Annotated in this window: 20 protein-coding genes and 1 riboswitch; of the genes, 13 read left to right on the plus strand and 7 right to left on the minus strand. The window is 73.0% G+C overall.

Going from position 1 to position 25,238, the window contains the following annotated elements:
* Window positions 1–44 precede the first annotated feature (44 nt).
* Window positions 45–1,073: an MBL fold metallo-hydrolase gene (locus ACFZCP_RS18110; RefSeq protein ID WP_362679131.1), complete on the plus strand. Its 1,029-nt coding sequence runs from the start codon at window positions 45–47 to the stop codon at window positions 1,071–1,073.
* A 76-nt stretch (window positions 1,074–1,149) separates the two neighbouring features.
* Here the strand turns inward: ACFZCP_RS18110 and ACFZCP_RS18115 are convergent, their stop codons facing one another.
* From ACFZCP_RS18115 to ACFZCP_RS18130, 4 genes are all read right to left on the minus strand, one after another.
* Window positions 1,150–2,325, minus strand: coding sequence for an MAB_1171c family putative transporter (locus ACFZCP_RS18115; RefSeq protein ID WP_391428007.1), 1,176 nt, complete (start codon window positions 2,323–2,325; stop codon window positions 1,150–1,152).
* 55 nt (window positions 2,326–2,380) lie between these two features.
* A complete protein-coding gene (locus ACFZCP_RS18120) occupies window positions 2,381–3,559 on the minus strand; it encodes an MAB_1171c family putative transporter (protein WP_391428008.1) in 1,179 nt (392 codons plus the stop codon).
* Window positions 3,556–4,089 carry a toxin gene (locus ACFZCP_RS18125; RefSeq protein WP_362679123.1) on the minus strand — a complete coding sequence of 178 codons (534 nt, stop codon included), beginning with the start codon at window positions 4,087–4,089 and terminating at the stop codon, window positions 3,556–3,558. The genes ACFZCP_RS18120 and ACFZCP_RS18125 overlap by 4 nt, the downstream gene beginning before the upstream one ends.
* Before the next feature lie 230 nt (window positions 4,090–4,319).
* Complete coding sequence (locus tag ACFZCP_RS18130; protein ID WP_391428010.1) at window positions 4,320–4,970, minus strand: helix-turn-helix domain-containing protein; 651 nt, start codon at window positions 4,968–4,970, stop codon at window positions 4,320–4,322.
* Between the two features lie 350 nt (window positions 4,971–5,320).
* Here ACFZCP_RS18130 and ACFZCP_RS18135 point away from each other — a divergent pair, with 350 nt between their 5' ends.
* Window positions 5,321–6,352 (plus strand): ornithine cyclodeaminase family protein, encoded by a 1,032-nt coding sequence (locus ACFZCP_RS18135; RefSeq protein ID WP_391428011.1) that lies wholly within the window; start codon window positions 5,321–5,323, stop codon window positions 6,350–6,352.
* Window positions 6,353–6,378: 26 nt separating this feature from the next.
* Here the strand turns inward: ACFZCP_RS18135 and ACFZCP_RS18140 are convergent, their stop codons facing one another.
* Window positions 6,379–7,095: an XRE family transcriptional regulator gene (locus tag ACFZCP_RS18140; protein WP_391428013.1), complete on the minus strand. Its 717-nt coding sequence runs from the start codon at window positions 7,093–7,095 to the stop codon at window positions 6,379–6,381.
* Window positions 7,096–7,343: 248 nt separating this feature from the next.
* On the opposite strand from ACFZCP_RS18140, the gene ACFZCP_RS18145 reads away from it, so the two are divergent.
* From ACFZCP_RS18145 to ACFZCP_RS18180, 8 genes are all read left to right on the plus strand, one after another.
* Window positions 7,344–8,387, plus strand: coding sequence for a hypothetical protein (locus ACFZCP_RS18145; protein ID WP_391428014.1), 1,044 nt, complete (start codon window positions 7,344–7,346; stop codon window positions 8,385–8,387).
* Window positions 8,388–8,716: 329 nt separating this feature from the next.
* A riboswitch (cobalamin riboswitch) is annotated at window positions 8,717–8,843 on the plus strand.
* Window positions 8,844–8,956: 113 nt separating this feature from the next.
* On the plus strand, window positions 8,957–10,180 hold the full coding sequence (locus ACFZCP_RS18150) for a prenyltransferase/squalene oxidase repeat-containing protein (RefSeq protein ID WP_391428015.1): 1,224 nt from the start codon (window positions 8,957–8,959) through the stop codon (window positions 10,178–10,180).
* Entirely contained in the window at window positions 10,177–10,839 is a 663-nt protein-coding gene (locus tag ACFZCP_RS18155; protein WP_391428016.1) for an SCO2322 family protein, read from the plus strand. The genes ACFZCP_RS18150 and ACFZCP_RS18155 overlap by 4 nt, the downstream gene beginning before the upstream one ends.
* 451 nt (window positions 10,840–11,290) lie before the next feature.
* Window positions 11,291–12,472, plus strand: coding sequence for a CbiQ family ECF transporter T component (locus tag ACFZCP_RS18160; RefSeq protein WP_391428319.1), 1,182 nt, complete (start codon window positions 11,291–11,293; stop codon window positions 12,470–12,472).
* Window positions 12,469–14,331, plus strand: a complete 1,863-nt coding sequence (locus ACFZCP_RS18165) for an ATP-binding cassette domain-containing protein (RefSeq protein ID WP_391428017.1) — start codon at window positions 12,469–12,471, stop codon at window positions 14,329–14,331. The genes ACFZCP_RS18160 and ACFZCP_RS18165 overlap by 4 nt, the downstream gene beginning before the upstream one ends.
* Complete coding sequence (locus ACFZCP_RS18170; protein ID WP_391428018.1) at window positions 14,328–15,155, plus strand: ECF transporter S component; 828 nt, start codon at window positions 14,328–14,330, stop codon at window positions 15,153–15,155. Before ACFZCP_RS18165 ends, ACFZCP_RS18170 begins: the two co-directional genes overlap by 4 nt.
* Before the next feature lie 336 nt (window positions 15,156–15,491).
* Window positions 15,492–15,905, plus strand: a complete 414-nt coding sequence (locus ACFZCP_RS18175) for a transglycosylase SLT domain-containing protein (protein ID WP_391428020.1) — start codon at window positions 15,492–15,494, stop codon at window positions 15,903–15,905.
* A gap of 507 nt (window positions 15,906–16,412) precedes the next feature.
* The gene (locus tag ACFZCP_RS18180; RefSeq protein ID WP_391428022.1) at window positions 16,413–17,093 is read left to right on the plus strand and encodes a DUF1275 family protein; all 681 of its coding nucleotides are present in this window, start codon (window positions 16,413–16,415) and stop codon (window positions 17,091–17,093) included.
* A gap of 105 nt (window positions 17,094–17,198) precedes the next feature.
* Here ACFZCP_RS18180 and ACFZCP_RS18185 read toward each other — a convergent pair whose 3' ends face one another.
* Window positions 17,199–18,434, minus strand: coding sequence for a cytochrome P450 (locus ACFZCP_RS18185; RefSeq protein ID WP_391428023.1), 1,236 nt, complete (start codon window positions 18,432–18,434; stop codon window positions 17,199–17,201).
* 296 nt (window positions 18,435–18,730) lie between these two features.
* Here ACFZCP_RS18185 and ACFZCP_RS18190 point away from each other — a divergent pair, with 296 nt between their 5' ends.
* A complete protein-coding gene (locus tag ACFZCP_RS18190; protein ID WP_391428024.1) occupies window positions 18,731–19,900 on the plus strand; it encodes a steroid 3-ketoacyl-CoA thiolase in 1,170 nt (389 codons plus the stop codon).
* A 67-nt stretch (window positions 19,901–19,967) separates the two neighbouring features.
* Here the strand turns inward: ACFZCP_RS18190 and ACFZCP_RS18195 are convergent, their stop codons facing one another.
* The gene (locus ACFZCP_RS18195) at window positions 19,968–22,004 is read right to left on the minus strand and encodes a phosphatase PAP2 family protein (protein ID WP_391428025.1); all 2,037 of its coding nucleotides are present in this window, start codon (window positions 22,002–22,004) and stop codon (window positions 19,968–19,970) included.
* A 392-nt stretch (window positions 22,005–22,396) separates the two neighbouring features.
* Here ACFZCP_RS18195 and proP point away from each other — a divergent pair, with 392 nt between their 5' ends.
* Window positions 22,397–23,770, plus strand: coding sequence for a glycine betaine/L-proline transporter ProP (gene proP, locus ACFZCP_RS18200; RefSeq protein ID WP_362679081.1), 1,374 nt, complete (start codon window positions 22,397–22,399; stop codon window positions 23,768–23,770).
* Window positions 23,771–24,067: 297 nt separating this feature from the next.
* Entirely contained in the window at window positions 24,068–25,189 is a 1,122-nt protein-coding gene (locus ACFZCP_RS18205; protein ID WP_391428027.1) for a DUF2330 domain-containing protein, read from the plus strand.
* The last annotated feature ends 49 nt before the right edge of the window (window positions 25,190–25,238 follow it).

The following is a 25,238-nucleotide window of genomic DNA, read 5'->3' on the forward strand; positions in this document are numbered from 1 at the left end:
GTGGGCCACGGCCGTGCGGCGCGGGCGCTGGGGGCGGAGGGCTGATGACGAAGACGTTCGATCACGGCGGGGGCGTGCGGTCCGTCCAGGTTCCCATTCCGGACAATCCCCTCGGGTACACGCTGGTGTACGTCGTGGACACCGACCGGGGCCCGGTGCTGGTCGACACCGGCTGGGACGATCCGGCGGCCTGGGACACGCTGGCGGCGGGGCTGGCGGCCTGTGGTACGTCGGTCCGGGAGGTGCACGGTGTCGTCGTCACGCATCACCACCCGGATCACCACGGGCTGTCGGGGCAGGTGCGCGAGGCCTCGGGGGCCTGGGTGGCGATGCACGCGGCCGACGCGGCGATCGTGCGCCGGGCGCGCGAGACGCGTCCGGAGCGCTGGTACGCGTACATGGCCGTGAAGCTGACGGCCGCCGGGGCGCCCGAGGAGCACGTCGCCCCGCTGCGCCGCGCCCGCAGCGGCCGTACCCTTCCCGGTCTCTCGCCCGCCCTGCCCGACCGCGAGATCGTCCCCGGCGAGCTGCTCGGGCTGCCCGGCCGCCGGCTGCGCGCGATCTGGACCCCGGGGCACACGCCGGGCCACGTCTGTCTGCACCTGGAGGAGGAGCACCCCGCTCACCTGCCCGGCCACGGGCGGCTGTTCAGCGGTGATCATCTCCTCCCGGAGATCACCCCGCACATCGGTCTGTACGAGGACCCGGACGACACGACGGTGACCGACCCGCTCGGCGACTACCTGGACTCCCTGGAGCGGGTGGGGCGCCTCGCGCCGGCCGAGGTGTTCCCCGCCCATCAGTACACCCTCACCGACGCGCCGTCCCGGGTGCGGGAGTTGCTCGCCCACCACGAGGAGCGTCTCACCGGCCTGCTGGCGCTCCTGGTCGAGCCGCTCACGCCGTGGCAGGTGGCCGAGCGCATGCAGTGGAACCGTCCCTGGGCCGACATCCCCTACGGGTCGAGGAACATCGCGGTCTCGGAGGCCGAGGCTCATCTGCGCCGCCTGGTGAAGCTGGGCCGCGCGGAACCGGTGCCGGGGAGCGAGCCGGTGTCCTACGTGGCGGTGTGAGGCGGTGTGAGGCGGTGTGAGGCGGTGTGAGGCGGTGTGAGGCGGTGTGGCGCCTCACCGGGCCGTCCCCGCCGCTTCAGGCGGTCCCCTGCACGCCGTCGCGTGCCGCTTCGACGACGGGTGAGGTCGCCAAGGCCTGTGACAGCCGGACCAGTTCGCCCGTCTCCGAGAAGACTGCCGTGTGCAGACGGGACGTGCCGGGCGGCCCGGGCGAGCCGGATGGCCGCAGCCGCCCGGCCTGGTGCGCGGCATCGACCACCATGGCGGCGGCCGCGACGAAGCCGGCCTCGCCCGGCGAACTGCCCTGGGCCACCGCCTGCCGGTACGCCGCCTCCCGGATCCGGCCGTCGCAGCGGGACTGGAGGGCGAGCAGGGCGTCCAGGATCCTCAGCTCGCGGTAGTACAGCCTGCCGCGGGGCAGCTGCCATCGTGGGGGCGCGGGCTTGGGCGCGGTCGGCACGTCCTGGAGTTCGGCCCAGAGCGGGGCCAGCGCCCGGTAGTCCCACAGGCTGCGCCACTGGGCCTGGGCCGCGGGCAGCAGCCGGGGCAGCACGAAGCCCGCGGTGCAGATCAGGGCGCCCAGCGAGGTCACCGGCGGTGCGAGGTCGGTGGAGAGGAAGTCCAGGTCGTGTCCCGTCCACCGGGCGACGACCGCCGTGGACTTCGCGCCCTCGAAACCGATCACGTCGAACGCCAGCCCCAGCATGATGAGGCGCAGTCCCGTCCGCAGGATTCCGGTCACCTCGCGCGACCAGCGCCGGCAGACGTAGCACATGGTGAGCAGGCAGGCGCCGTGTCCGGCGAGATAGAGAACGATCATCTCCCGCATGTACGGGGTGTTCGCGTAGTACGTGTCGAGGTCGCGCAGCCGCTCGACGGGCGCGTCGGCCAGGGCGAACATCGTGATGATGGCGGCGATCAGCAGGCTGTACACGACGGCGATCCGCACGCTCCAGCACCTGATCCGGTCGCCGGGACCGCCGCGCCAGGTGATGAGCAGGATCAGCAGCGAGGCGCTGTACGCCGAGATGACGCTGTAGGTCATCGGAGCACCGAAGTTGGGTATCCCCGTGACGTCGTTCACCGCGTCCAGGGTGACGGGCGCGGAACAGAAGTAGCACAGGCCGCCGAGGAAGATCGCGGCACAGGTGGTGGCCGTCAGCGGATCCCTCAGGGCGACGCGCGGCGTATGGAAGAGCAGCAACGCGGCCATCCCGAACAAACATGCCGCCGAGTACACGACAAGGCTCATGGGTCGAGAGCTCCGTTCGGCGTGGGCGCCGGTGCGCCGCGGGTGAGCGTCGGCGTCATACCGGTCCGGCGGGGGCGGCGCTCTCGTCGAGGCGCAGGGCCGTCACGCCCCTGCAGCCGGGCAGTGCGTCGGCGATGGACAGGAGTGCCGGAAGGTCGGGGCGGGCCGGCAGGGGTTCGCGGACGCCGACGGCCATGAACCCGTCCTCCCCGTCACCGGCGGCCCGGGTCGCGGCGGTGATGGCGGTGGCCCACGCGACGGCTTCCGCCCGGTGCGCGTCACCTGCCGCGTCCAGCTGACCGAGGTACGTGTCCCGGTACAGCGCCCGGTCGACATAGCGCTCCAGGTAGTACAGGCCGTTGTAGATGGTGGTCTGACGCCAGGTCAGCCATCGGGTGGCCGAGGGCCAGAAGGGCCGCGGGGCCCGCAGGTATTCGCGGGTCAGCAGCTCCGTCAGCTCCCCTTCGAGCGGGCCCAGCCGCGCGTAGGCGCGCCAGCACCGGGCACGGTTCGCCAGATAGGGGCCGGCCACCGGGATCACGGTGCCCGCGACGGTCAGCGCCGCCCCCAGCCCCGCACAGGCCGGCGAGACCGTCGTACCGAGCCGGGCCCAGTCGTGTCCCCGCCAGCGTGCGACCACGGCCACGATCTTGATCGCGCTGTAACCGGCACCGAGGACGGTACCCATGCCCATCATCAGCAGCCCGGCCCGCAGATGGCCCTTCACCTGCCGGGCCCAGCTCAGCGACCGGTATGCGGTGACCACGACGGCCACGAGGTGCGCGACGAGGTACAGGACGATCAGTTCGGCGATGTACGGCGTGGTGGCGTAGTAGGTGTCGAAGTCCGTCCGCCGTTCCACCGGTGCGCGGCCCAGGGCGAACATGGCGGCGATGCCGACGAGGACGGCCGCGTATCCGAGGATCCAGTTCCGGGCGGTGCGGGCCGTGTTCGGGCCGCCGCGCCACTGCACGATGAGGACCAGGGACGCGGCACTGTAGGCCGTGATGGCTCCGTAGGTCAGCGGGGCCGCCAGGTTCGGCACGCCGCTGACCGAGTTGATGAACCCGATCGTGCGGGGGGCACTGAACAGGAAGCACAGGGCGGCGAACGACAGGACACAGCTGATGGCGAGCAGAAACGGGTCGCGCCGCCGACGTACGAGGTCGGGGATTTTGGCGAGCAGGCCCAGCCCCAGAATTCCGCAACTCACATAGTTGATCCAGCCGCTCATCTCTCGGTCCCGCGATAATTGAGGGCCGCCCCGATGCGTCCGGCGAGATCGCTCGTGTTCGCGGTCCGTGCCGCATAGACGGAGTCGGGCGAGGCTTTCAGCCAGGGACGCAGCCGGTCGCCGATGAGCATTCCGAACAGGTCGGCCCGCTGTTCGGCGACTTCCTGGAATCGGGTGCGCGCGGCGGCCGGCCGGGGCGCTTCGGCGTCCGCCGGGGGAATGAGGTTCCCGGAGTGCGCGGTGAGCGCGGACGGGTCGTTGTCCGCCATGTGCCACAGCTCGTGCCCGAGGATCACCAGCTTCATCCAGGGCGGAGCACCCGCTTCGATGATGATGTCGTCGCGCGTGTCGCGCTCGATCCACAGTCCGGTGGTGGCGGTGTGCGGCGCCGGGAAGTTGGCCATGTGCACCACGATGGGGCGCCCCCGCCATTCCGAGGCCGATGCGACCAGCGCGTCCAGCAGATCGCCGGGATCCGCGGGAATCGGAACCCTGATCGGGTCGATGAGCGCGTTGGCAAGCCGACGCATCTTCCTGGTCGTACGCACCATTCTCCCCGTCGGCCCTCGAATGGGATGGAAGGAGCCGCGGGCGGGCCGGATCGCAGCTCAACGTGGCAGGACGGTCACGTGTGGTCGCAAATATGCCAAGCTCATGTCACTTCAGCCACCTTCGGCGTTTAACCGCGCCCGGGAGGAAAGGGATGTAACGCGGAAACGGGGTGCTTGACGGCGTGACAAGTGGCCAAAACGCGGCGCCTTCACGCCCCTTCGCGGCCGGCCCTCTCGACACCCTGCACCTGCGGCCCCCGGGCTGCCCCGCCGGCCCCGTCCTGCGGGCGGGTGATCCGCTCCGCCCAGTACAGGAGGCCCTCCAGCGCGCCGTCCGGCATGCTCGGGGCCCGGCGCGCCAGGCGGTACATCGCCTTGGTCCGCAACGGTCCGAGCGGGTCCGACTTGCGCTCCAGCTCCTGCAGCACCGGGACGAGGGCGAGGTTGAGGGCCGTGGGCTCGTCCGTCGTGAAGAACCCCGGCGTGAGGTTGAAGAACTGACGCAGCCTCTCGGCGGCCTCCAGACTGGGCAGGCCCCTCTTGTACCACTCGCTGAGGGTTTGCCGGGTGACACCGGCGATGGCGGCCAACTCCTGCTGGGAGTACGGCTTGCCGTCCTTGCGCAGATAGTGCACACGGAGGAAATCCAGCCGCCCGCGCACCCGGGCGGGCACGGACGTCTCCTCGGCGCGGCCGCCGCCCAGGAGGGCGGCGACGACATGCCGCTCGATGCCCGTCTGCAGGGACAGTGCGGCGACGTCCACGGCCTCGGCCTCGGCGAGCCGCTCCGGCCCCCCTGCCGCGAAGTGCAGGGACTTGAGGGTTTCGGCCAGCCTGGCATATGCGTCGTCGTGAGCCACCGAGCGTTCTCCGGGGGGCGTCGTCTGTTCTGGTGCTGAGGCAGACGTGAGCGTATCCGGTCATCTTCCCGACAACCAGAGCGTCGGCTCCATCTGCAGGGCAATGCAGAAGATCTTGACATCCGAAGGAGCGCGGTAGCAGGATCACCACACACCTGCGATGGCGGTTGTCTGAGCCCTTGGCACCCCAGGCCGGCACCACCGCTCACGGCCTGGGCTCATCGCCTGCCGCCCCCGCCTTCCCCCGGTCTCGGAACAGCCGGCGTAAGGATGCCCGGCGAACGCCGACCGATCTCCCCGCGTATCCGCTCAGGGCTGAGCGCTGCCCACCCCGACCCGGAAGGAAGAACATGGACGCCCTGGTTCTGACGCAACGCCACGTGGGAAAAATAGTCGAGCTCTGCGGCCGCGACCTCTTCGCCGATCTGGTCATCGACCGGCTGCACCGGGCCCTGGCCGGCAGGAGCAGGGGGGTTGCGCCCCCCCGGGCCGGTTTCGGCAGGGGCCCCGGGGACACCGGGGCGATCGAGTGGATGCCGTACCACCTGCCCGGTGAGTGCATGACGCTCAAGACGGTGTCGTACACCCCCTCCCTCCCGACGGTCCCTCAGTACTTACCGTCCCTCAGCGGGACACTGGCCCGTTTCGACGACGTGACCGGCCGGCTGACCGCGGTGTGCGACGCGCGGCTGCTCACCGCGGTGCGCACGGGCGCGGCCTCCGCCGTGGCCAGCCGGATGCTGGCGCTGCCGGAGAGCCGGGTGCTGGGCCTGGTGGGGGCGGGCGCCCAGGCGGTGACCCAGGCCCATGCGCTGAGCCGCCTCTTCCCCCTGACGGAGATCCTCGTCCACGACGTCGAGGCGAGCCATGCCGCCTCCTTCCGGGACCGCGTGGGCTTTCTGGATCTGGAGGTGCGCCGGGCCGGCCTCGCGGAACTGGCCGCCAGGGCCGACATCATCTGCACCGCCACCACCGTGGCGGTCGGGGAGGGTCCCGTGCTGTCCGCCGAGGGTCTGCAGCCCCACGTGCACATCAACGCCGTCGGGGCCGACTCCGTCGGCAGGACCGAGCTTCCGCTCCCGCTGCTGCGCGTGGCACTCGTGGTACCCGACCACCTGGACCAGGCGCGGCACGAGGGCGAGTGCCAGCAGTTGTCCGAGCCCGAGATCGGGCCCCGGCTGTCCGCCGTGTGCGCCCACCCCGAACGCTGGGCGCCCTACCGGAACCGGACGACGGTCTTCGACTCGACCGGGTACGCCCTGGAGGACCATGTGGCCCTGGACGTCCTGATCCAGATGGCCAAGGAGACGGGCGTCGGCGAGCGGATGCTCATGGAGCACGTCCCGATCGACGCCCTGGACCCCTACACCTTCGGCGACTGAGCGTCCGGGTGACCGCCGGAACCGGATCAGGAGCGACCCGCGACCTTCGACTCCCCGAAGCTCTCGCCCGACCTCGCGAAGCTCGCGCCCGAGTTCGCGAAGTTCTCACCCGAGTTCGCGAAGCTCGCGCCCGACTGCCCGGAGCCTTCGCCCGGCTCCCCGACGCTCTCGCCCTGCCCCGAGGTGATGATCATCTCCACCAGGTCGGCGAGGGTGGCCAGCTGACGGGCGTTCATCTGCGGGGCGCGTGCGGCCAGCCGGACCAGTCCGCACTCGCGCAGCCGCAGCAGCGGGTCCGCCTCCGCCTCCAGGCTCTGCAGCACCGGCTGCAACGCCTCGTGCAGCGCCTCCGGTTCGTCCGCCGCGAAGAAGCCGGCCGGCAGACCGAAGAACCTGCGCAGCCGGTCGACGTGTTCGAGGCCCGGCATACCGCTCTTGCGCCACTCGCTCAGCCACTGCCTGCTGGTTCCCGCGATCCGGGCCAGTTCGTCGAGCGAGTACCGCTTGCCGTCGGGGCGCCGCCGGGTCTCCCGGATGAAGTCCAGCCGCTGCCGCACCCGCTGGGCGAGGCAGGCCTCGGGCGCGCGGCCTCCGGAGAGCAGTTCGACGACGACGCCGACGGGAATGCCGGTGCGATGGGAGAGGTCGGTCACGTCCAGGACCTCCGGCAGCCGGCCGGGGCGGCCGGTCAGCTCCCCGAGCCGCTCCAGCGCAGCGGCCAGCGGGGCATGGGTGTCACTCACCGAGGTCCCCCCTGGGCGTGTCGTCCGTTCGGTGGCTGGCTGACGCGAGGCTACCCGGTCACCCGTGCGCCGACCAGATGCGCCAACACCTCCTGCGGAATTAGGCAGTAATCGTTGACAGTTGACGGTGCGGTGGGTGAGGATCGAGACACAGAGAGCAAGATCGACCCGCCTCGGGTGCTGCCTATGGGGGAGCAGCATCCGGGGCGTTCCTCTGTCCGCACTCTCCCCGCGATGGCGAGGCGACCATGCCGCATCCCGTCCTTCTGCTCGGGGCCGTCCGGCGGGCCGCGTACGGCGAGTTCGCGCTGGCGCGGATCGCCGCGGCCCACCCGGTGGTCCTGGCCGGCGCCGCCCCGCCCGGCTGGGCGCTGCCCTATCTGGCCGGCCACATCGTGGCCGACCCGGGCCACGGGCCGGCCACGGCCGAGGCGGTCGCGCGGCACGCGGCCCGGTACGGGATATGCGGCGTGCTGACCTGGACCCGCGGCCACCTGCCCGCCGCGGCCCGGATCGCCGCCCGGCTGGGGCTGCCCCGCATCCCCGAGGAGACGGCCCGGGCCTGCGCCGATCCGGCCGCGTTACGGTCCCTGCTGGCCCGCCGCGCCATCGCGCCGGCCGGCCGGGACGACACCGAGGGACCGCTCGTCTCCGCCGAGACCGTCGTCCTCGACGACGAGGTCCGCATCGCCGCCCTCACCCGTACGACTCCGGGCCCGCCCCCCGCCCGGCAGCCGCTGCGTCACGTCGTGCACGCCCACGACGGGCTGCTGCACAACCCGTTCCTGCGGCACACGGTGGAGCGGACCGTGCGGGCGCTCGGTCTCGCGCACACCGTCGTGCACATCGGTCTGCGGCTCACCGCCCGCGGGCCCCGCGTCACCGACGTCGTCCCGCACCTGCCCGGTGATCTGATCCCGCTGCTGGTAGAGCGGGCCACCGGCGTCGATCTCGCACGGGCCGCCGCGGCCCTGGCCACCGGCGGGCTGCCGGCCGTGGCCCCGACCCGGCAGCGGGCCGCCGCGATCCAGTTCGCCTACCCGGCCGCGACCGGCCGGCTGACCCGGCTCGACCTGGATCCGGCCGTCGCGCACGAGCCGTCCGCCGAGCGCATGGTCCTCACCCGGCAGGCCGGCGACGAGGTCACGGCGGCCTGGCACGCCGGCCCGGCCGACCGGCTCGCCCACTGGGTGGCCGAGGGCGAGGACCCCCCGGAGTGCGCCCGCGCACTGCACCGGATGGCGAACTACCTGGACGTCGCCGTCGGCTCCCTGCGCCCCCAGGCGGCCTGAGCCGCGGACGAGCACGATCGGGCCGACGCCAGGGCAACATGGTCCGGCCGCCGTCAGGACGAGCGCCGTCCGGCCAACGCCGGGGCTCACATGGTCCGGGCGACGACGCCAGGACGAGCACGATCCGGGCGACGCCAGGACGAACGCCGTCCTGCCGACGCCAGGACGAGTGCATTTCGGCCGACGCCAGCACAAGCGCGGTCCGGCCGGCGCCAGGACGAGCATGATCCGGCCGACGCCCGGAGGGGTACGGTCCGCCGCAGTCGTCGTGGCCGTGACCCTGGTCACCGCCGCGCTGTGCCCACGACCACCCCTCGGCCCGCGCGCGGCTGCCGGTAAAGTGGCGGGGTCGTCATCACACTCGTACGGGGGGAAGCCGGTGCAATTCCGGCGCTGACCCGCAGCCGTAAGCCGTCTCGCACGGTGAGCCGGACCGCCTCGCACGGAACGTTGACCGGCTCACGTGCACGACGACCCGTCGCGCACGGCACCGTCGAGGTTTACGGAGCCGAGCCGCCCGGGGGTCCCCGTGCGCTGCCGGTTCCCCGCAGGAGAGGCAGTCGCCGACCATGAACGTCCGCCGCAGCGCCGCGGCTCTCGCCGCCATAGGCGTGCTGGCCGCCGCCGCACCCGCCATGGCCGCCGGCCCGTCCCCCTCCCCGAAGACGCCGATCCCGTCGGGGCTGTTCGGGAAGACCGACCCGACCTACGACGGGGTGTGGCGCCAGTCGTTCGCCCTGCTCGCACAGCACACGCTCGGCCAGCGTCCGGCCTCCTCCGCCGTCGACTGGCTGGTCGGCCAGCAGTGCGACGAAGGGGGCTTCCCCGCCTTCCGCGCGGACCCGGCCAAGCCCTGCCTGGGCAAGGGCGGCGCCCAGCCGGACATCGACAGCACCGCCGTGGCCGTCCAGGCCCTGCACGCGCTCGGCGGGCACGACAGCGAGGTCCACAAGGCCGTGACCTGGCTGAAGAGGACGCAGAACAAGGACGGTGGCTGGGGCTACGCACCGGGTCAGCCGACCGACGCCAACCACACCGCCGACGTCATCGGCGCCCTCACCGCGGCCGGTGAGAACGCCGACGGGCTGCGCCCCGAGGGCAAGAGCCCGCTCGATGCGCTGGCCACGCTGTCCATCCCCTGCTCCGCGGACGGCGGCGGCGCGTTCGCCTACCAGGCGGCCAAGAAGGGCAAGCCGGCCGCCAACGCGGACGCGTCCGCGGCCGGGGTGCTGGGCGCGCTCGGCAAGGGCTTCGTCGTCGAGCCCGGCAAGACCCGCGACAAGGCCCCCGCCTGCGCGGCCTCCGGCAAGCCCACCCCGGCACAGATGGCGGACAACGCCGCCGCGTACCTCGCCGGCGCCGTCGCCGGGACCGGCCATCTCATGTCCTCCCTGGCGGGTGCCAAGGACCAGCCCGACTACGGCAACACCGCGGACGCGGTCGTCGCGCTCGCCGCGACCGGTTCGACGCAGCAGGCGAAGAAGCCGTACGCCTGGCTGGAGAAGAACGCGGTGAAGTGGGCGCAGCAGACCAGCCCGGCCGCCTACGCCGAGCTGATCTTCGCCGCCCACGCGATGGGCGAGAACCCGCGCGACTTCGGCGGAACCGATCTGGTGCGGGCGCTCGACGCCACGGGGCCGGCACCGCAGGCCGCGAAGGCCGGGCACACCGAGGCGAAGCAGTCGAAGCACGAGACGGGCACGAAGGTCTGGTGGATCGTCGGTGTCGGTCTCGTCGCCGGCATCGGCATCGGCTTCCTGCTCAGCGGCCGCCGGAAGCGGCAGCAGCCGTGACCGCCGTCCGCCGTGCCACGGCCCTGCTCGTCGCCGCGCTCGTCCTCGTGGCCGGTGCCTGCGCCCAGGCGCAGGCCGCCGGATACCGCTACTGGTCCTTCTGGGAGCGGGACGGCGGCCGTTGGACGTACGCCACCGAGGGGCCCTCGACCGCCCGCCCCGACGACGGTGCGGTCCAGGGCTTCCGTTTCGCGGTGAGCGCGGATTCCGCGGACGCGAGCCGGCCGCGCGGCACGGCGGACTTCGCCACGATCTGCGCGGACACGCCCGCGAAGACGGGCACGAAGCGGGTGGCCCTGGTCATCGACTCCGGCACGGCGGCGGATGCGCCGTCCGGCGAGACGCCGCCCGCCCGCCGCACTGCCTGTGCGCGGGTCGCCCCCGACGCCACGACGGCCGAGGCCCTGGCCGCGGTGGCGGGTCCCCTGCGCTACGACTCGAACGCCCTGCTGTGCGCGATCGTCGGGTATCCGAAGAAGGGGTGCGGGGAGCAGGTGGCCGCCGGTGGCTCGCAGAAGTCGGCGACGCCGGAGACGCCGGGGAAGCAGCAGAAGGGGTCGGACGGCGGCCCTTCACTGGGGTTGCCGATCGGCGTGGCCGTGGTCGTGCTTCTGGGCGGTGCGGCGGTGTGGCAGGCGCGGCGGCGCGGGAATGTCTAGCGGTGTTCCTGCGGGGTGGCGCCTGAGTACGGGGCAGCGCCTGAGTACGGGGTGGCGCCTGGCTGCGGGCCGTCGGGTGGCTGCGGGTTGGCGGGGGCTGGTCGCGCAGTTCCACGCGCCCCTGGGGATTCACGCCACCCCCAGCGACAAACTCGGCCCCGCTACGAACCAGCACGCTCGTCCGCCGGCCGCGAATTCGCGAGGGCCGGTCGCGCACTTCCACGCGCCCCTGGGGAATCACGCCACCCCCAGCGACAAACTCGGCCCCGCTACGAACCAGCACGCTCGTCCGCCGGCCGCGAATTCGCGAGGGCCGGTCGCGCAGCTCCCCGCGCCCCTGGGGAATCACGCCACCTCCGGCGGCAGGCTCGTCATGGCTGCGGGCCGTCGCGTCGGGGCGGGTGCGGGTCATCGTGTCCGCCTGGTTGCGGGCAGTCGTGCCGCTGGGGCGATCGGGGTCCCCCCGCTTGAGCGGAGCCGAGAGCGGGGAAGGGCGGGCGCAGCGGTACCCCGACAGCGCCGGGCGGCGGTCGCGCCCCCGGCCCGGCATCAGCGCCCCGCCCCGCTTCACCCCGGGGCCTGGTGGCTCTGGTCGCTCGGGCTCGGTACCGCCGCCACCCGCACCACCAACCCCCTCCTCCTCACCCTCCTCATAGCGGCCGCCGGCTACGTCGTGGCCACCCACCGCTCCGCCGCCCCCTGGTCCCGCTCCTACACCGCCTTCGCCAAGCTCGCCGTCGCCGTCCTCCTCATGCGCCTCGCCTTCACGGTCGTGCTCGGCTCCCCCGTCCCCGGCACCCACACCCTGCTCACCCTCCCCGAAGTCCCCCTCCCCCACTGGGCCCAGGGCATCCGTCTGGGCGGTGAGGTCACCGCGGAAGCCCTCCTCTTCTCCGGCTACAACGGCCTGAAGCTGGCCGCCCTCCTCATCTGTGTCGGCGCCGCGAACGCCCTCGCCGGCCCGGCCCGGCTCCTGAAGTCCCTGCCCGGCGCCCTGTACGAGACGGGCGTGGCCGTCGTCGTCGCGCTCACCTTCGCGCCCCATCTCATCGCCGACGTCCAGCGGCTGCGTGCGGCCCGCCGGCTGCGCGGCCGCCCGGACCGGGGTGTACGGGGCCTGCTGCAGGTGGGACTGCCGGTGCTGGAGGGCGCGTTGGAGCGTTCCGTCGCCCTCGCCGCCGCCATGGACGCCCGCGGCTACGGCCGTACCGCCGAGGTCCCCGCCTCGGTGCGCCGTACGACGGCCGCGCTCACCCTCGGCGGCCTGCTCGGCGTGTGCGCGGGAACGTACGGACTGCTCACCGCCGAGGGCGGCACCTACGGGCTGCCGGTGCTGGGCGCCGGAGTGGTCGCCGCGCTCGCGGGCCTGCGCCTGGGCGGCCGCCGCACCCCGCGCACCCGGTACCGCCCGGAGCCCTGGGGCGTGCGTGCCTGGCTGGTCGCGGGCTCGGGCGCCGCCGTCGCCGCGCTGCTCACGCTCGCCGCCGCACGGGATCCGGACGCGCTGAACCCGGGCGTCGTCCCCCTGACGGCCCCCACCCTTCCCCTGTGGCCGGCCGCAGCCGTCCTGCTGGCGCTGCTGCCCGCCTTCGTCGTGCCCAAGGCCCCCCATGACTCCAAGGAGCCGTCGTGATCCGCTTCGAGGAGGTCGCCGTCACCTACGAGGGCGCGTCCGAACCGACCGTGAGCGGTGTCGACTTCGAGGTGCCGGAGGGTGAACTCGTCCTGCTCGTCGGCCCGTCCGGGGTCGGCAAGTCGACCGTGCTGGGCGCGGTCAGCGGGCTGGTTCCGCACTTCACCGGCGGAACCCTGCGCGGCCGGGTCACGGTGGCCGGCCGGGACACCCGTACCCACCGGCCGCGCGAACTCGCCGACGTGGTGGGCACGGTGGGGCAGGACCCGCTCGCGCATTTCGTGACGGACACGGTGGAGGACGAACTCGCCTACGGCATGGAGTCGTTGGGGCTCGCCCCGGAGGTGATGCGGCGCCGGGTGGAGGAGACCCTGGATCTGCTGGGCCTCGCCGACCTGCGCGACCGCCCCATCGCCACGCTCTCCGGAGGGCAGCGGCAGCGGGTCGCGATCGGCTCGGTCCTCACCCCGCATCCCCGGGTGCTGGTGCTCGACGAGCCGACCTCGGCGCTCGACCCGGCCGCGGCGGAGGAGGTCCTGGCCGTCCTGCAGCGCCTGGTCCACGACCTCGGTACGACGGTGCTGCTGGCCGAGCACCGTCTGGAACGCGTGATCCAGTACGCCGACCGGGTCGTCCTGCTGCCCGCTCCCGGCGCCGCCCCGCTGTGCGGCGACCCGGCCGAGGTGATGGCCCTCTCGCCGGTGTACCCGCCGGTGGTGGACCTGGGGCGGCTGGCGGGCTGGTCCCCGCTGCCGCTGACCGTGCGGGACGCCCGCCGTCGCGCCGGTGAGCTGCGCGAACGGCTGACGGGTGCCCACGACCCGAACGAGCCGCAGTCCGGCATCGGAGCCCGGGCGACGCATCGGCCCGCGCCCGGCACCCGGGCCCCTGCCCAGCAGCCGACGCCCACGGGCGGGGTCCCGGCCCAGCAGACGGCCCCCACCGACGAAGTCCCGGGACGGCAGTCGGCGTCGTCCGCCGTCGGGATTCCGTCGCGCGGGACCGTGTCCGCCGCCGGGGACCGGGCGACCGAGGCGGCCCCCGGCACCGGCGGTCCGCTTCGTCGGCTGTTCCGGCGGGCCGTCGTGCCCGGCCCGGGAGTGCCCGAGCGGGTCGCCGAGGTGCGCGCCCTGGCCGTCCGGCGGGGCCGGATCACCGCGCTGCGCCACGTCGACCTGGCCGTGGCCCCCGGAGAGACCATCGCGCTGATGGGCCGCAACGGCGCAGGGAAGTCCACTCTGCTGGGCTCGCTGGTCGGGCTGGTGGAGCCGTCGTCCGGCACGGTCCGCGTCGGCGGAGCCGTCCCGCACCGCACCGCGCCCCGCGAGCTGGTGCGCCGGGTCGGCCTCGTCCCGCAGGAGCCGCGCGACCTGCTGTACGCCGACACGGTGGGCGCCGAGTGCACGGCCGCCGACCGGGACGCGGGTGCCGAGCCCGGCACCTGCCGGGCCCTGGTGTCCGAGCTGCTGCCGGGCATCACGGACGACACACATCCGCGGGACCTCTCCGAGGGCCAGCGTCTGGCGCTCGCCCTCGCGGTGGTCCTGACCGCCCGTCCTCCGTTGCTCCTGCTCGACGAGCCGACCCGCGGCCTGGACTACGCGGCCAAGGCCCGCCTGGTGACGGTGCTGCGCGCCCTGGCCGCCGAGGGGCACGCGCTCGTCCTGGCCACGCACGACGTGGAGCTGGCCGCCGAGATCGCGCACCGGGTGGTGCTGCTCGCCGACGGCGAGGTGATCGCCGACGGGCCGACCGCGGAGATCGTGGTCTCCTCGCCGTCCTTCGCCCCGCAGGTCACCAAGATCCTGGCGCCGCAGCAGTGGCTGACGGTGGCCGAGGTCCGAAAGGCCCTGGCATGACGGCCCCGCGGGCCCGGGTCCGCGCCGTCCGTCTCGGCGCCCGTTCGCTCGCCGCGCTGGTGCTGGTCAGCGCGGTGGGTGTGGTCGCCTTCTGCTGGCCCTTCCTCGCGCCGCCGGACTCCGGGCTCAGCGCGCACGCCGAGGACGCGCCGTGGCTCTTCGCGGCCCTGCTGGTGCTGCTGGTCGCGGTGGTGGCCGCGACGATCTCCGAGTCCGGGCTGGGCCCGAAGGCCGTCGCCATGCTGGGCGTGCTGGCCGCGACCGGGGCGGCGTTGCGTCCGGTCGGCGCGGGCACGGCCGGGATCGAGCCGATGTTCTTTCTGCTGGTGCTCAGCGGCCGGGTGCTCGGCCCCGGCTTCGGTTTCGTCCTCGGCTCGGTGACGATGTTCGCGTCCGCGCTGCTCACGGGCGGGGTCGGCCCGTGGATGCCGTTCCAGATGCTGGCGATGGGCTGGTTCACGATGGGCGCCGGGCTGCTCCCGGGCCAAGTCCGCCTGCGCGGCAGGGGCGAGGTCTCGCTCCTGGCCTGCTACGGCTTTGTGGCGGCCTTCGCCTACGGCACGATCATGAACCTGGCCGGCTGGCCCTTCATGGGTGCCCTGACCTCGAACATCGCCTTCGACCCGCACGCAGCGGTGCCCGCCAACCTGGCCCGCTTCGCCGCCTACTGCCTGGCCACCTCCATGGGCTGGGACCTGGGCCGGGCTCTCTGCACGGTCGTGCTCACGCTGGTCCTCGGCCCGGCGCTGCTGCGTGCGCTGCGCCGGGCCACCCGGCGTGCCGCTTTCGAGACCGCGGTCACGTTCGACGCACCCGCTGAGTGAGGGGCCGTTTCCGTGCGGTGAGGCGCGCGGTGAAGCACCCCACATGACGCAGGTCACCTACGATCCGCGATCGTTGTCTCGTATGTCCGATACATCCCTTCACGCACCCCCTCCGACCTGCACAGTGAGAGCCACGCCACACAAGCGACCTTTCCCCTCGATCCGGCCACAACTAGTAAAAGGGGTCATTGCGGACCGGCTTGCGGGCTGGTTCTGTGGACGACGTCGCCAGGCGCCACGAACCCGAACGGGTCGCGGCGCCGCCGTAGGGGCCACCGCGTGAAACACGGCCCGGACATACGGGCGGCCCCCTGTCCCCGACGCAAGAGGTTCTCCGTGTCCGTCTCCTTCATCCGCCGCATCGCCTCCCCGAAGAAGGCCCTCACCGCCGCCGCCGTGGCCGCCGCCACCGCCGGTATGGCGCTGGCCGCGGCGCCCGCCCAGGCCGCCACGACCGAGGCCTCCTCCGCCCAGGCGGTCGCGCACAAGATGATCCCGGACGCCGCGCAGTTCAACGCGTTCAGCAAGATCGTCGAGCACGAGAGTGGCTGGAACGCGTCCGCCACCAACAGCTCCTCCGGCGCCTACGGCCTGGTCCAGGCCCTGCCGGGCTCGAAGATGGCCTCCGCCGGCGCGGACTGGAAGACCAACCCGGCCACCCAGATCAAGTGGGGTCTGGACTACATGAACTCCCGCTACGGCAGCCCCGTCCAGGCCTGGAGCTTCTGGCAGGCCAACGGCTGGTACTGAGCCACCCGGCTCCCGGCCCCCAGGCACCGGACCCCGCCGCCGAACGAGCGCACCGGGCCGCACCGCACCGCCGAACGAGCGCGCGATACCGGTCGGCGCCGCCCGGCACGACCCTCATCGGCCGACGGGCCCCTGTCCCGCCCCCGCACCCTCGCCCCACACCGGGCGAGGGTGCGCGCGCATGTGCGGGCGTGCCGATCGGCACGCCCGTGCCGTCCCCGCCGCCGTACCCTCGCCACCGCCGTACCGTCGGCCACCTCCGTACCCTCGCCACCGCCGTGCCGCGTCACCGGCGTACCGCGCCACCGGCACGTCCGGCTTCCAGCGGTCCCCGTACGCCGACCGGGCTGCATGCCCTCCGATGAGCGGGTGATTTCGCCTGATGTGCGCATGTCGCATGTCAGCCACCGAACGCTGTGGACGCACGCTGCGCCGGGACGTCCGAGAGTCCCCCGCACCCGCGGTGGACCCGTCACCCCCCTGTCCGTGCGGCCGACCGGAGGAACGATGACGGCACCGACGGCCGACCCGGAGGAGCGCGGGGTGCGGCTGGTGGTCGTGCTCCTGACGCTGACGGTGGTCAGCGGCCTGATCGACGCGGTGAGCTATCTGGGCCTCGGACACGTCTTCACCGCGAACATGACCGGCAACGTGGTGGTCCTCGGCTTCGCCGCCGCCGGCGCCCCCGGCTTCTCGGCCCCCCACACGGCCACCTCGCTGGCCTGCTTCCTGCTGGGCGCGGTGGCCGGGGGCCGCATGGCGGCCCACTGCGACGGCGGGTCGCGCCGCGCCTGGACCCGGCTCACCCTGGCGGCGGAGGCACTCCTGGTCGGCGTCGCGGCCGCGGTCGCCTTCGCCCGGCCGGACACGAGCGGGACCCGGTACGCCCTCATCGCCCTCACCGCGTTCGCGATGGGCCTGCGCAATGCGACGGTCCGCAAGCTGCGCGTCGCCGAGCTGACGACGACCACCGTCCTGACGATGACCCTGACCGGACTGGCCGCCGAGTCCCGCCTGGGCGACGCCACGGGCCGCCACGCCCTGCGCCGCGCGGCCGCGGTGGTCGCCATGCTGGCGGGCGCCTGCCTGGGCGCCTGGCTGATCCTCCACCACGGCCTGGCCCTTCCGCTCCTGCTCGCGGCGGTGGCCTCGGGGGTGCTGGCGGCGGTGGCCTCGGGGCGGGAGTGAGGTGCGGGCCTCGGGGGAGGCAGGAACCGGGCATAGGGACGGGAGTGTTCCTGCCTCCCTCGGGGTGGGCCGGCGGCGCCGGGTGCCGTCGGCCCCGACCGTGGGTCAGGCCGTGGTGACCCGCAGTTCCTTGACGCCGTTGATCCAGGCGGAGCGCAGTCGGCGGGGGTCGCCGGCCAGGCGCAGGGACGGCATGGCGTCGGCGATCGCGTGGAAGATGAGGTCGATCTCCAGGACCGCGAGGGACTTGCCGAGGCAGAAGTGCGGGCCTCCGCCGCCGAACCCCAGGTGGGGATTGGGGTCGCGGGTGATGTCGAAGGCGTCGGGGGACGCGAAGACCTCGGGGTCGTGGTTGGCGGAGGCGTAGAAGAGGCCCACCCGGTCGCCCTTCCTGATGTGCACGCCGCCGAGTTCGGTGTCCTGGGTGGCCGTGCGCTGGAAGGCGTTGACCGGGGTGGCCCAGCGGACGATCTCCTCGGCCGTCGTCGCCGGACGCTCGCGCTTGAAGAGGTCCCACTGCTCAGGGTGGGTGAGGAAGGCGTGCATGCCGTGGGTGATGGCGTTGCGGGTCGTCTCGTTCCCGGCCACCGCCAGCATCAGCACGAAGAAGCCGAACTCGTCGGAGTTCAGGTTGCCCTCGTCCTCCGCGGCCACCAGCGTCGTCACGATGTCGTGCGCCGGGCACTGCTTGCGTTCGGCGGCCATGTTCATCGCGTAGGCGATGATCTCGGTGGCCGACTGGGCGCCGACCTCCTCGGTGATCGCGTACTCCGGGTCGTCGTAGGCGATCATCTTGTTGGACCAGTCGAAGATCTTGGAGCGGTCCTCCTGCGGCACGCCGATCAGCTCGGCGATGGCCTGCAGGGGAAGCTCGCAGGCGACCTCGGTGACGAAGTCGAACGGGCCCGCATGGGCGCGGGCCGCCGTGACGATCGCCTCGGCACGGGAGCGCAGGCGTTCCTCCAGGGCCCGGATCGAGCGCGGCGTGAAGCCGCGTTGCACGATCTGGCGGACCCGTGTGTGCTCGGGCGGGTCCATGTTCAGCAGGATCAGCCGCTGGGCGTCGATCGCGTCCCGCTGGATGCGCTCGCCGAAGCGGATGATCGCGGTGTTGAGGTACGAGGAGAACAGCTCAGGGTGCGTGGAGGCGTACTTGACGTCCGCATGCCGGGTCAGGGCCCAGTAGCCGTCGTCGGCGAAGCCCGCGAGGCCGTGCGGCTGCGCGATCCAGCGGACCGGCTCGGTGCGGCGCAGCTCGGCGAACTCCGGGAGGGGCACACGGTGGTGCAGCAGGTCGGGGTCGGTGAGGTCGAACCCGTCGGGCAGCGCGGGGCAGTGCATCGGCGACTCCCGTCGTCCGTGCTGGCGATCCATACTGACGACCCATCTGACGGCTCATCAGGACTACAGGCTGCCGTGAAGGTAGTAACGGGTTCTACAAGTGGCAAGACATGCGGCGGCCCCAATTGCGTGCGAAATTCGTGCAGATCGCGACTTCCGGGCCTGCACGACCCTTGCGGCAGTGGACACGATGTCAGCAGACTGCAAGCAGAACTAGTACGCGTTCTAGTTCTGCGTGGCGGGCGGGCCGGGACACCCCCACGTCGCGCGGGCGACCGAGGAGAGGACGCACCCCCATGGCCGCGGAACCCGTGATCGTCGAAGCCGTACGCACCCCGATCGGCAAGCGCGGCGGCGCGCTCGCCCATCTGCACCCCGCCTACCTCCTGGGCGAGACCTACCGTGAACTCCTCGGCCGCACAGGCATCCCCGCCGACGCGGTCGAGCAGATCGTCGGCGGCACGGTGACCCACGCCGGCGAGCAGTCCATGAACCCCGCGCGCACCGCCTGGCTGACCATGGGCCTGCCGTACGAGACGGCGGCCACGACCGTGGACTGCCAGTGCGGCTCCTCGCAGCAGGCCTCGCACATGGCGGCCAACATGATCGCCGCGGGCGTGATCGACGTCGGGATCAGCTGCGGGGTCGAGGCGATGTCACGGGTCCCGCTCGGCTCGGGCTCCAAGCACGGGCCGGGCAAGCCCTTCCCCGACGAGTGGAACGTCGACCTGCCCAACCAGTTCGAGGCCGCCGAGCGGATCGCCCGGCACCGCGGACTGACCCGCGAGAACGTGGACGGGCTGGGCCTGCTCTCCCAGGAACGGGCGGCCGGCGCCTGGGCGGAGGAACGGTTCAAGCGGGAGACCTTCGCCGTGCAGGTGCCCACCACCGAGGAGGAGCAGCACGCCGGGCAGGGCATGTGGCGCCTGGTCGACAAGGACGAGGGGCTGCGCGACACCTCGCCCGAGGCGCTGGCCGGCCTGAAGCCCGTGATGCCCACGGCCGTCCACACGGCCGGGAACTCCTCGCAGATCTCCGACGGCGCCGCCGCGATCATGTGGGCCTCCAAGCGGATGGCCCGGGCCCTGAAGCTGAGGCCGAGGGCGCGGATCGTCGCCCAGGCCCTGGTCGGCGCCGACCCGCACTTCCACCTCGACGGCCCCATCGACGCCACCAAGGCCGTCCTCGGCAAGGCGGGCATGTCCCTGAAGGACATCGACCTCGTCGAGATCAACGAGGCGTTCGCCTCCGTCGTGCTGAGCTGGGCCCAGGTCTTCGGACAGGACCTCGCCAAGGTCAACGTCAACGGCGGCGCGATCGCCCTCGGCCACCCCGTCGGCGCGACCGGCGCCCGCCTGATCACCACCGCCCTGCACGAACTGGAGCGCGCCGACAAGGAGTTCGCGCTCATCACGATGTGCGCCGGGGGCGGGCTGGCCACCGGGACGATCATCCAGCGGCTGTAGGACGGCCGCGGGCGAGGACGGCGGCGCGGCAGTCCGCCGGCCGCCGCAGGCCGACGACACGGCGCGGTCAGCTCGGGGCCGGGTCCTTCACCCGCTCCGGTGCGGCCTGGGCCGCCACCGCCGTCACCGTCCGCGCCCGCGGCCCCTGGAAGAGGTACGACAGGCCGAAGCCCGCGGACACCACCACCGCCCCGCCCACCGCGTCCAGCACCCAGTGGTTGCCGGTGGCGACGATGGCCGAGACCGTCAGGAAGGGATGCAGCAGGCCGAGGGCCTTCATCCACCACTTCGGGGCGATCACCGCGATGACGATGCCGCACCACAGCGCCCAGCCGAAGTGCAGGGAGGGCATCGCCGCGTACTGGTTGGTGAGCGCGGTCAGGGTGCCGTAGTCCGGCTTGGAGAAGTCCTGCACGCCGTGGACGGTGTCGATCATGCCGAGCGCCGGCATCAGGCGCGGCGGTGCCAGCGGGAAGAGCCAGAAGCCGATCAGGGCGAGGAAGGTGGCGAAGCCCAGGGAGGCGCGGGCCCAGCGGTAGTCGACCGGGCGCCGCCAGTACAGGACGCCGAGGATGGTCAGCGGGACGACGAAGTGGAAGGACTCGTAGTAGAAGTCGAAGAAGCTCCGCAGCCAGTCGATCTTCACCACGGCGTGGTTGACCGCGTGTTCGATGTCGATGTGCAGCGCGCGTTCGAGATCGAGGACGAGGCGGCCGTGGTGTTCGGCCGCCGCGCGGCCCTCGGAGTTGCTGCCTCCGGTGGCCGCGAGCCGTACCTGCTGGTAGGCGGCGTACACGACACGGATGAGCAGCAGCTCCAGCAGCAGGTTCGGGCGGGTGAGCACCCGGCGCAGCACGGGCAGCAGCGGCACGCCGTGCAAGCGGGCCGGGACCGGCGGGGCGTACTCGGTGGGGACGGGCGCCCGGTAGTACGGCGAGGTGCGGGACAGGAACGGTACGGCCGTGGCCGCGGCCAGGGCCGCGAGCAGCACGATGTTGTCCCGCAGGGGGAACAGGACCGGCATGTTCGGCAGCATCATCTTCGCCGGGAGGGTCGTGACCACGACGACCGCGACCGGCCAGACGAAGCGGTCCGAGGCCCGGCTGCCGACCCTGCCGACCACCGCGAACAGCACCCACAGCAGCTGGTGCTGCCAGGCGGTCGGGGAGACGGCGACGGCGGCGCAGCCCGTGACGGCGACGGCGAGCAGCAGCTGGCCGTCGCGGGCGTAGCGGACGGCGCGGCGCAGGGCGAGGGCCGCCACGGCCGCGCCCAGGACCAGGAAGACGGCTATCTCCAGGGGGCCGGTCAGGTCGAGCCGGAGCAGGGCGCCGTGCAGGGACTGGTTGGCGAGTGCGTCGGCCTTGCCGCCGAGGCCGGCCCCGCCCATGTGGTGCACCCAGTAGGTGTACGAGTCGTGCGGCAGCGCGGCCCAGGCGAGGGCCGTGCACGCGGCGAAGGCGGCGGGCGCGGCGAGGGCGGCGCGGCGGCGGCCGGTGAACCACAGCAGCGGGGCGAAGAGCAGCACGGTCGGCTGGAGCGCGGCGGCCAGGCCGATGCACAGGCCACTGGCCCGCTCCCCGCGGACCGTGAAGCAGCCGAGCAGCACCAGCAGGACCGGGATGATGCTGGTCTGTCCGAGCCACAGGGTGTTGCGGACCGGCAACGACAGCATGAGCAGGCTGATGGCGACCGGGGTGGCCAGCAGCGAGGTGCGGCGGCCGACCGGCTCGGGCAGCGCACGGGCGGCGACCAGGCCGAGGGCGACCACCAGGAGCAGGGTGCCGAAGGTCCAGCCCCAGCCGAGCGCCTGCTCGGCGGACTTGGTGAGCGGCTTGAGCACGAGCCCGGCGAAGGGGGTGCCGGTGAACTGCGTCGAGTCGTACAGCGAGCCCTTCACGTGCAGGACGCCGTGCGGCCCGACCCAGGTCTCCAGAGCGGTGAGCCGCTCGCCGCTCGGGGTGGTCAGGACCACGGCCATCTGCCGTATCGCGAGGATCGCGGCCACCGCCCACAGCGCGAGCCGGGCGGCTCTCAGCCGGGCCCCGTCCGCAGCCGCCCCGAAGACATCCGTCGCCCGCCCGCCGTGCTCCACGTTCGCCACGCTTCGTCGGCCTCCCGCCCCGTTCGCCCCGGCGTCGGATACTCCGGGCTCCCACTGCGATCCCTCCGAGGCTCGCAGACGCCGCGGAGGAAGACGCAGGCAACCCCCGATTCACCTGACGTCCGTTCGCCTTTTGTCCGGAAGACGACAGTCGGAGGGGTGTGGGGTTGCCCTCTCCGAGCGCGAGAAGGATCACAGCAAAGGGCCGGTAATACACCGACGCAGCGGGCAGACGTGGCTGCACAGCCACCATTTAGCTGCACTATGCATTGACCCGCACACAGGACGTAAGGGCGCGAACTACACCTATCGTCGCTTCTTGGCCCGCCGCACGCCACCGCCGCCGTCCGGGCCGCGTCCCTGTCCCCGTCGAAAGGTAGGCGAGCCCCGTTTTGGCGACCGCCACAGCCGTCACCCCCCGTCCGAAGACCCCGCGGGCCGCCGAGGCTCCGGCCGGCGTCACCGTCACCGACCCCGCGCTCGTCAAGCGCGCCGTGAAGGCGGCCGCGCTGGGCAACGCCATGGAGTGGTTCGACTTCGGTGTCTACAGCTACATCGCGGTCACCCTGGGCAAGGTCTTCTTCCCCTCCGGCAACCCGACCGCACAGCTGCTGTCCACGTTCGGCGCCTTCGCCGCGGCCTTCCTGGTCCGCCCCCTCGGCGGCATGGTGTTCGGCCCGCTGGGCGACCGAGTGGGCCGCCAGAAGGTCCTCGCCCTGACCATGATCATGATGGCGGCGGGCACCTTCGCGATCGGCCTGATCCCGTCGTACGGGGCGATCGGCGTCGGAGCGCCGCTGCTCCTGCTGGCCGCCCGGCTGGTGCAGGGCTTCTCCACCGGCGGCGAGTACGCGGGCGCGTCGACCTTCATCGCCGAGTACGCGCCGGACAAGAGGCGCGGGTTCTTCGGCAGCTGGCTGGAGTTCGGCACGCTCGCCGGTTACATCGGCGGCGCGGGTCTGGTCACGCTGATGACGGCCCTGCTCTCCACGGACGACCTGCTCTCCTGGGGCTGGCGGATCCCGTTCCTGATCGCGGGCCCGATGGGCATCATCGGGCTGTACCTGCGGATGCGCCTCGAGGAGACCCCGGCGTTCGCGGCCGAGGCCGAGAAGGCGGAGGCCGCCCGGCCGAAGGTGCCGCTGCGCGAGATGGTGACGGGGCAGTGGAAGGCCCTGCTCCTGTGCATGGGCCTGGTACTGGTCTTCAACGTCACCGACTACATGCTGCTGTCGTACATGCCGAGCTATCTGACCAGTGAGCTGAAGTACGACGAGACCCACGGGCTGCTGGTCGTGCTCGCGGTGATGGTGCTGATGATGATCGTGCAGCCGTTCGCCGGTGCGCTGACCGACCGGGTCGGCCGCCGTCCGGTGATCGCCGCGGGCTGCGCGGGGTTCCTGTTCCTGTCCGTCCCGGCGCTGCTGCTGATCCGTGAGGGCAGCCTGGTGGCCGTGGGGCTCGGTATGGGGGCGCTGGGGCTGCTGCTGGTCTGCTTCACGGCGGCCATGCCGGCCGCGCTGCCCGCTCTGTTCCCGACCCGGGTCCGCTACGGCTCCCTCTCGATCGGGTTCAACGTGTCGGTGTCGCTGTTCGGCGGGACGACTCCGCTGGTGGTCACGGCGTTGATCGGGGCGACCGGGAACATGATGATGCCCGCGTACTACATGATGGCCGCGGCTGTTGTGGGCGGGTTTGCGGTGTGGCGGATGAGTGAGTGTGCCGGGCGGCCGCTGCCCGGGTCGGCGCCGGCGGTGGAGCGGTAGGTCCGGGCGCCGCTGAGCCTGCGGCCGGCTTCCGGGTGCGGGTGTGCGGGGGCTGTTCGCGCAGTTCCCCGCGCCCCCAGGGGACTGCACCCCCGCCACCTCCAAGGAACCCACGCACCCGCAGCCGCCCGTCAAGCACCCCGGCGTGGACTGCTCGGCCAACGGGGCCGCACCCCCAAAGGGGCGCGGTGAACTGCGCGACAAGCCCCCACGGACCCGCACCCGAAGGAGGGCCGCCCGCCCCGGCGCACCCCCGGCCGCCGGAACCGATCACCCGCCGGTGCCGTCTGTAGCCCCGTGAACCGGCCCCGCATACTCGCACTCGTCCTCGCAGTCCTCGGCGTACAGCTCGGCTGGCTGATCGCGCCGGCCTACGCGTGCGGCTGCGGTGCCATGATCCCGCAGGCCTCCCAGCGCATCTCCGTCGCGAGCGAGCAGTCCGTCCTGCGCTGGGACGGCCGTCAGGAGCAGATCGTCATGCGGCTGACGGTGGGCGGCGACGCCCGGGACGCCGCCTGGATCATGCCCGTCCCGCACCGGGCGACGGTCGAGCTCGGCGACCCGGCCCTGTTCGACCAGCTGAACCAGGCCATCGCCCCCGTGCACCGCACCCGGTACCACTTCTGGCCGAAGAACGGGGACTGGCCCTTCGAAAGCCACGACACGGTCGGCGCCGCCGCCCCGCCCCCGGCGGCCGCCGGCGTGGGCGTGGTCGGCCGGCAGCGGCTCGGCCCGTTCGACGTGGCCCGGCTGACCGCCACCGACCCGGCCGCCCTGGACACCTGGCTGCGCGGGCACGGCTTCACGTTCCCGGCGAGGCTCAGGACCGCCCTGCAGCCGTATGTCGACCGGCACTGGGAGTACGTGGCGGTACGGCTCGCGCCGAAGGCCTCGCACGCCCCGCTGCAGGGCGCCCTCGACCCGCTGCACCTCACGTTCGCCAGCGACGGCCCGGTCTACCCGATGCGGCTGTCCCGCCTGGCGAGCCTGCCGCAGTCGCTCGGCCTGTACGTGCTGGCCGCGCACCGCATGCAGACCCGGACCTCGATCGGCGGACTGCAGCCCGAGGTGGCCTTCGCGGGCCGCCTCGACCGGCCCGCCGGCGCCCTCGGCAGACTCGCGGCGGGCACCCCGTACCTGACGGCCCTGACCCAGCAGTTCCCGGATCCCCGCCGGATCTCCGGCGACCACGAGCTGCGCCGCGCCCCCGTCGACACTCCGGTCCAGCACGTGATCTACGACGACCGGCTGCGCGAGGCGGCCGGGATCCCGGCCTGGCTGCTGACCGTCGGCGGCGGCCTGCTGCTGCTTGTCACGGCCGTCGCGCTGCTCGTCGTACGACGCGCCCGGCGACCGGTGACTCCCCCGCCGCCGGTGCAGCCCCCGCCGCCGTTCTCCCCGTCGGCGCCGCTCGGCTGAGACCATGCAGGGGGAAGTGCCAAGGAGCCTCGGGAAGAGACTCGAGGAG

Source organism: Streptomyces sp. NPDC007971 (genome assembly GCF_042958635.1).
GTDB lineage: Bacteria > Actinomycetota > Actinomycetes > Streptomycetales > Streptomycetaceae > Streptomyces.

Excerpts from the sequence above, each read along its gene's own strand:
- ACFZCP_RS18145 (WP_391428014.1), top strand. The coding sequence starts at position 7,344 with ATGCCGCATCCCGTCCTTCTGCTCGGGGCCGTCCGGCGGGCCGCGTAC.
- ACFZCP_RS18180 (WP_391428022.1), top strand. The coding sequence starts at position 16,413 with ATGACGGCACCGACGGCCGACCCGGAGGAGCGCGGGGTGCGGCTGGTG.
- ACFZCP_RS18115 (WP_391428007.1), bottom strand. The coding sequence starts at position 2,325 with ATGAGCCTTGTCGTGTACTCGGCGGCATGTTTGTTCGGGATGGCCGCG.
- ACFZCP_RS18170 (WP_391428018.1), top strand. The coding sequence starts at position 14,328 with ATGACGGCCCCGCGGGCCCGGGTCCGCGCCGTCCGTCTCGGCGCCCGT.
- ACFZCP_RS18110 (WP_362679131.1), top strand. The coding sequence starts at position 45 with ATGACGAAGACGTTCGATCACGGCGGGGGCGTGCGGTCCGTCCAGGTT.
- ACFZCP_RS18125 (WP_362679123.1), bottom strand. The coding sequence starts at position 4,089 with ATGCGTCGGCTTGCCAACGCGCTCATCGACCCGATCAGGGTTCCGATT.
- ACFZCP_RS18185 (WP_391428023.1), bottom strand. The coding sequence starts at position 18,434 with ATGCACTGCCCCGCGCTGCCCGACGGGTTCGACCTCACCGACCCCGAC.
- ACFZCP_RS18135 (WP_391428011.1), top strand. The coding sequence starts at position 5,321 with ATGGACGCCCTGGTTCTGACGCAACGCCACGTGGGAAAAATAGTCGAG.
- ACFZCP_RS18120 (WP_391428008.1), bottom strand. The coding sequence starts at position 3,559 with ATGAGCGGCTGGATCAACTATGTGAGTTGCGGAATTCTGGGGCTGGGC.
- ACFZCP_RS18190 (WP_391428024.1), top strand. The coding sequence starts at position 18,731 with ATGGCCGCGGAACCCGTGATCGTCGAAGCCGTACGCACCCCGATCGGC.
- ACFZCP_RS18150 (WP_391428015.1), top strand. The coding sequence starts at position 8,957 with ATGAACGTCCGCCGCAGCGCCGCGGCTCTCGCCGCCATAGGCGTGCTG.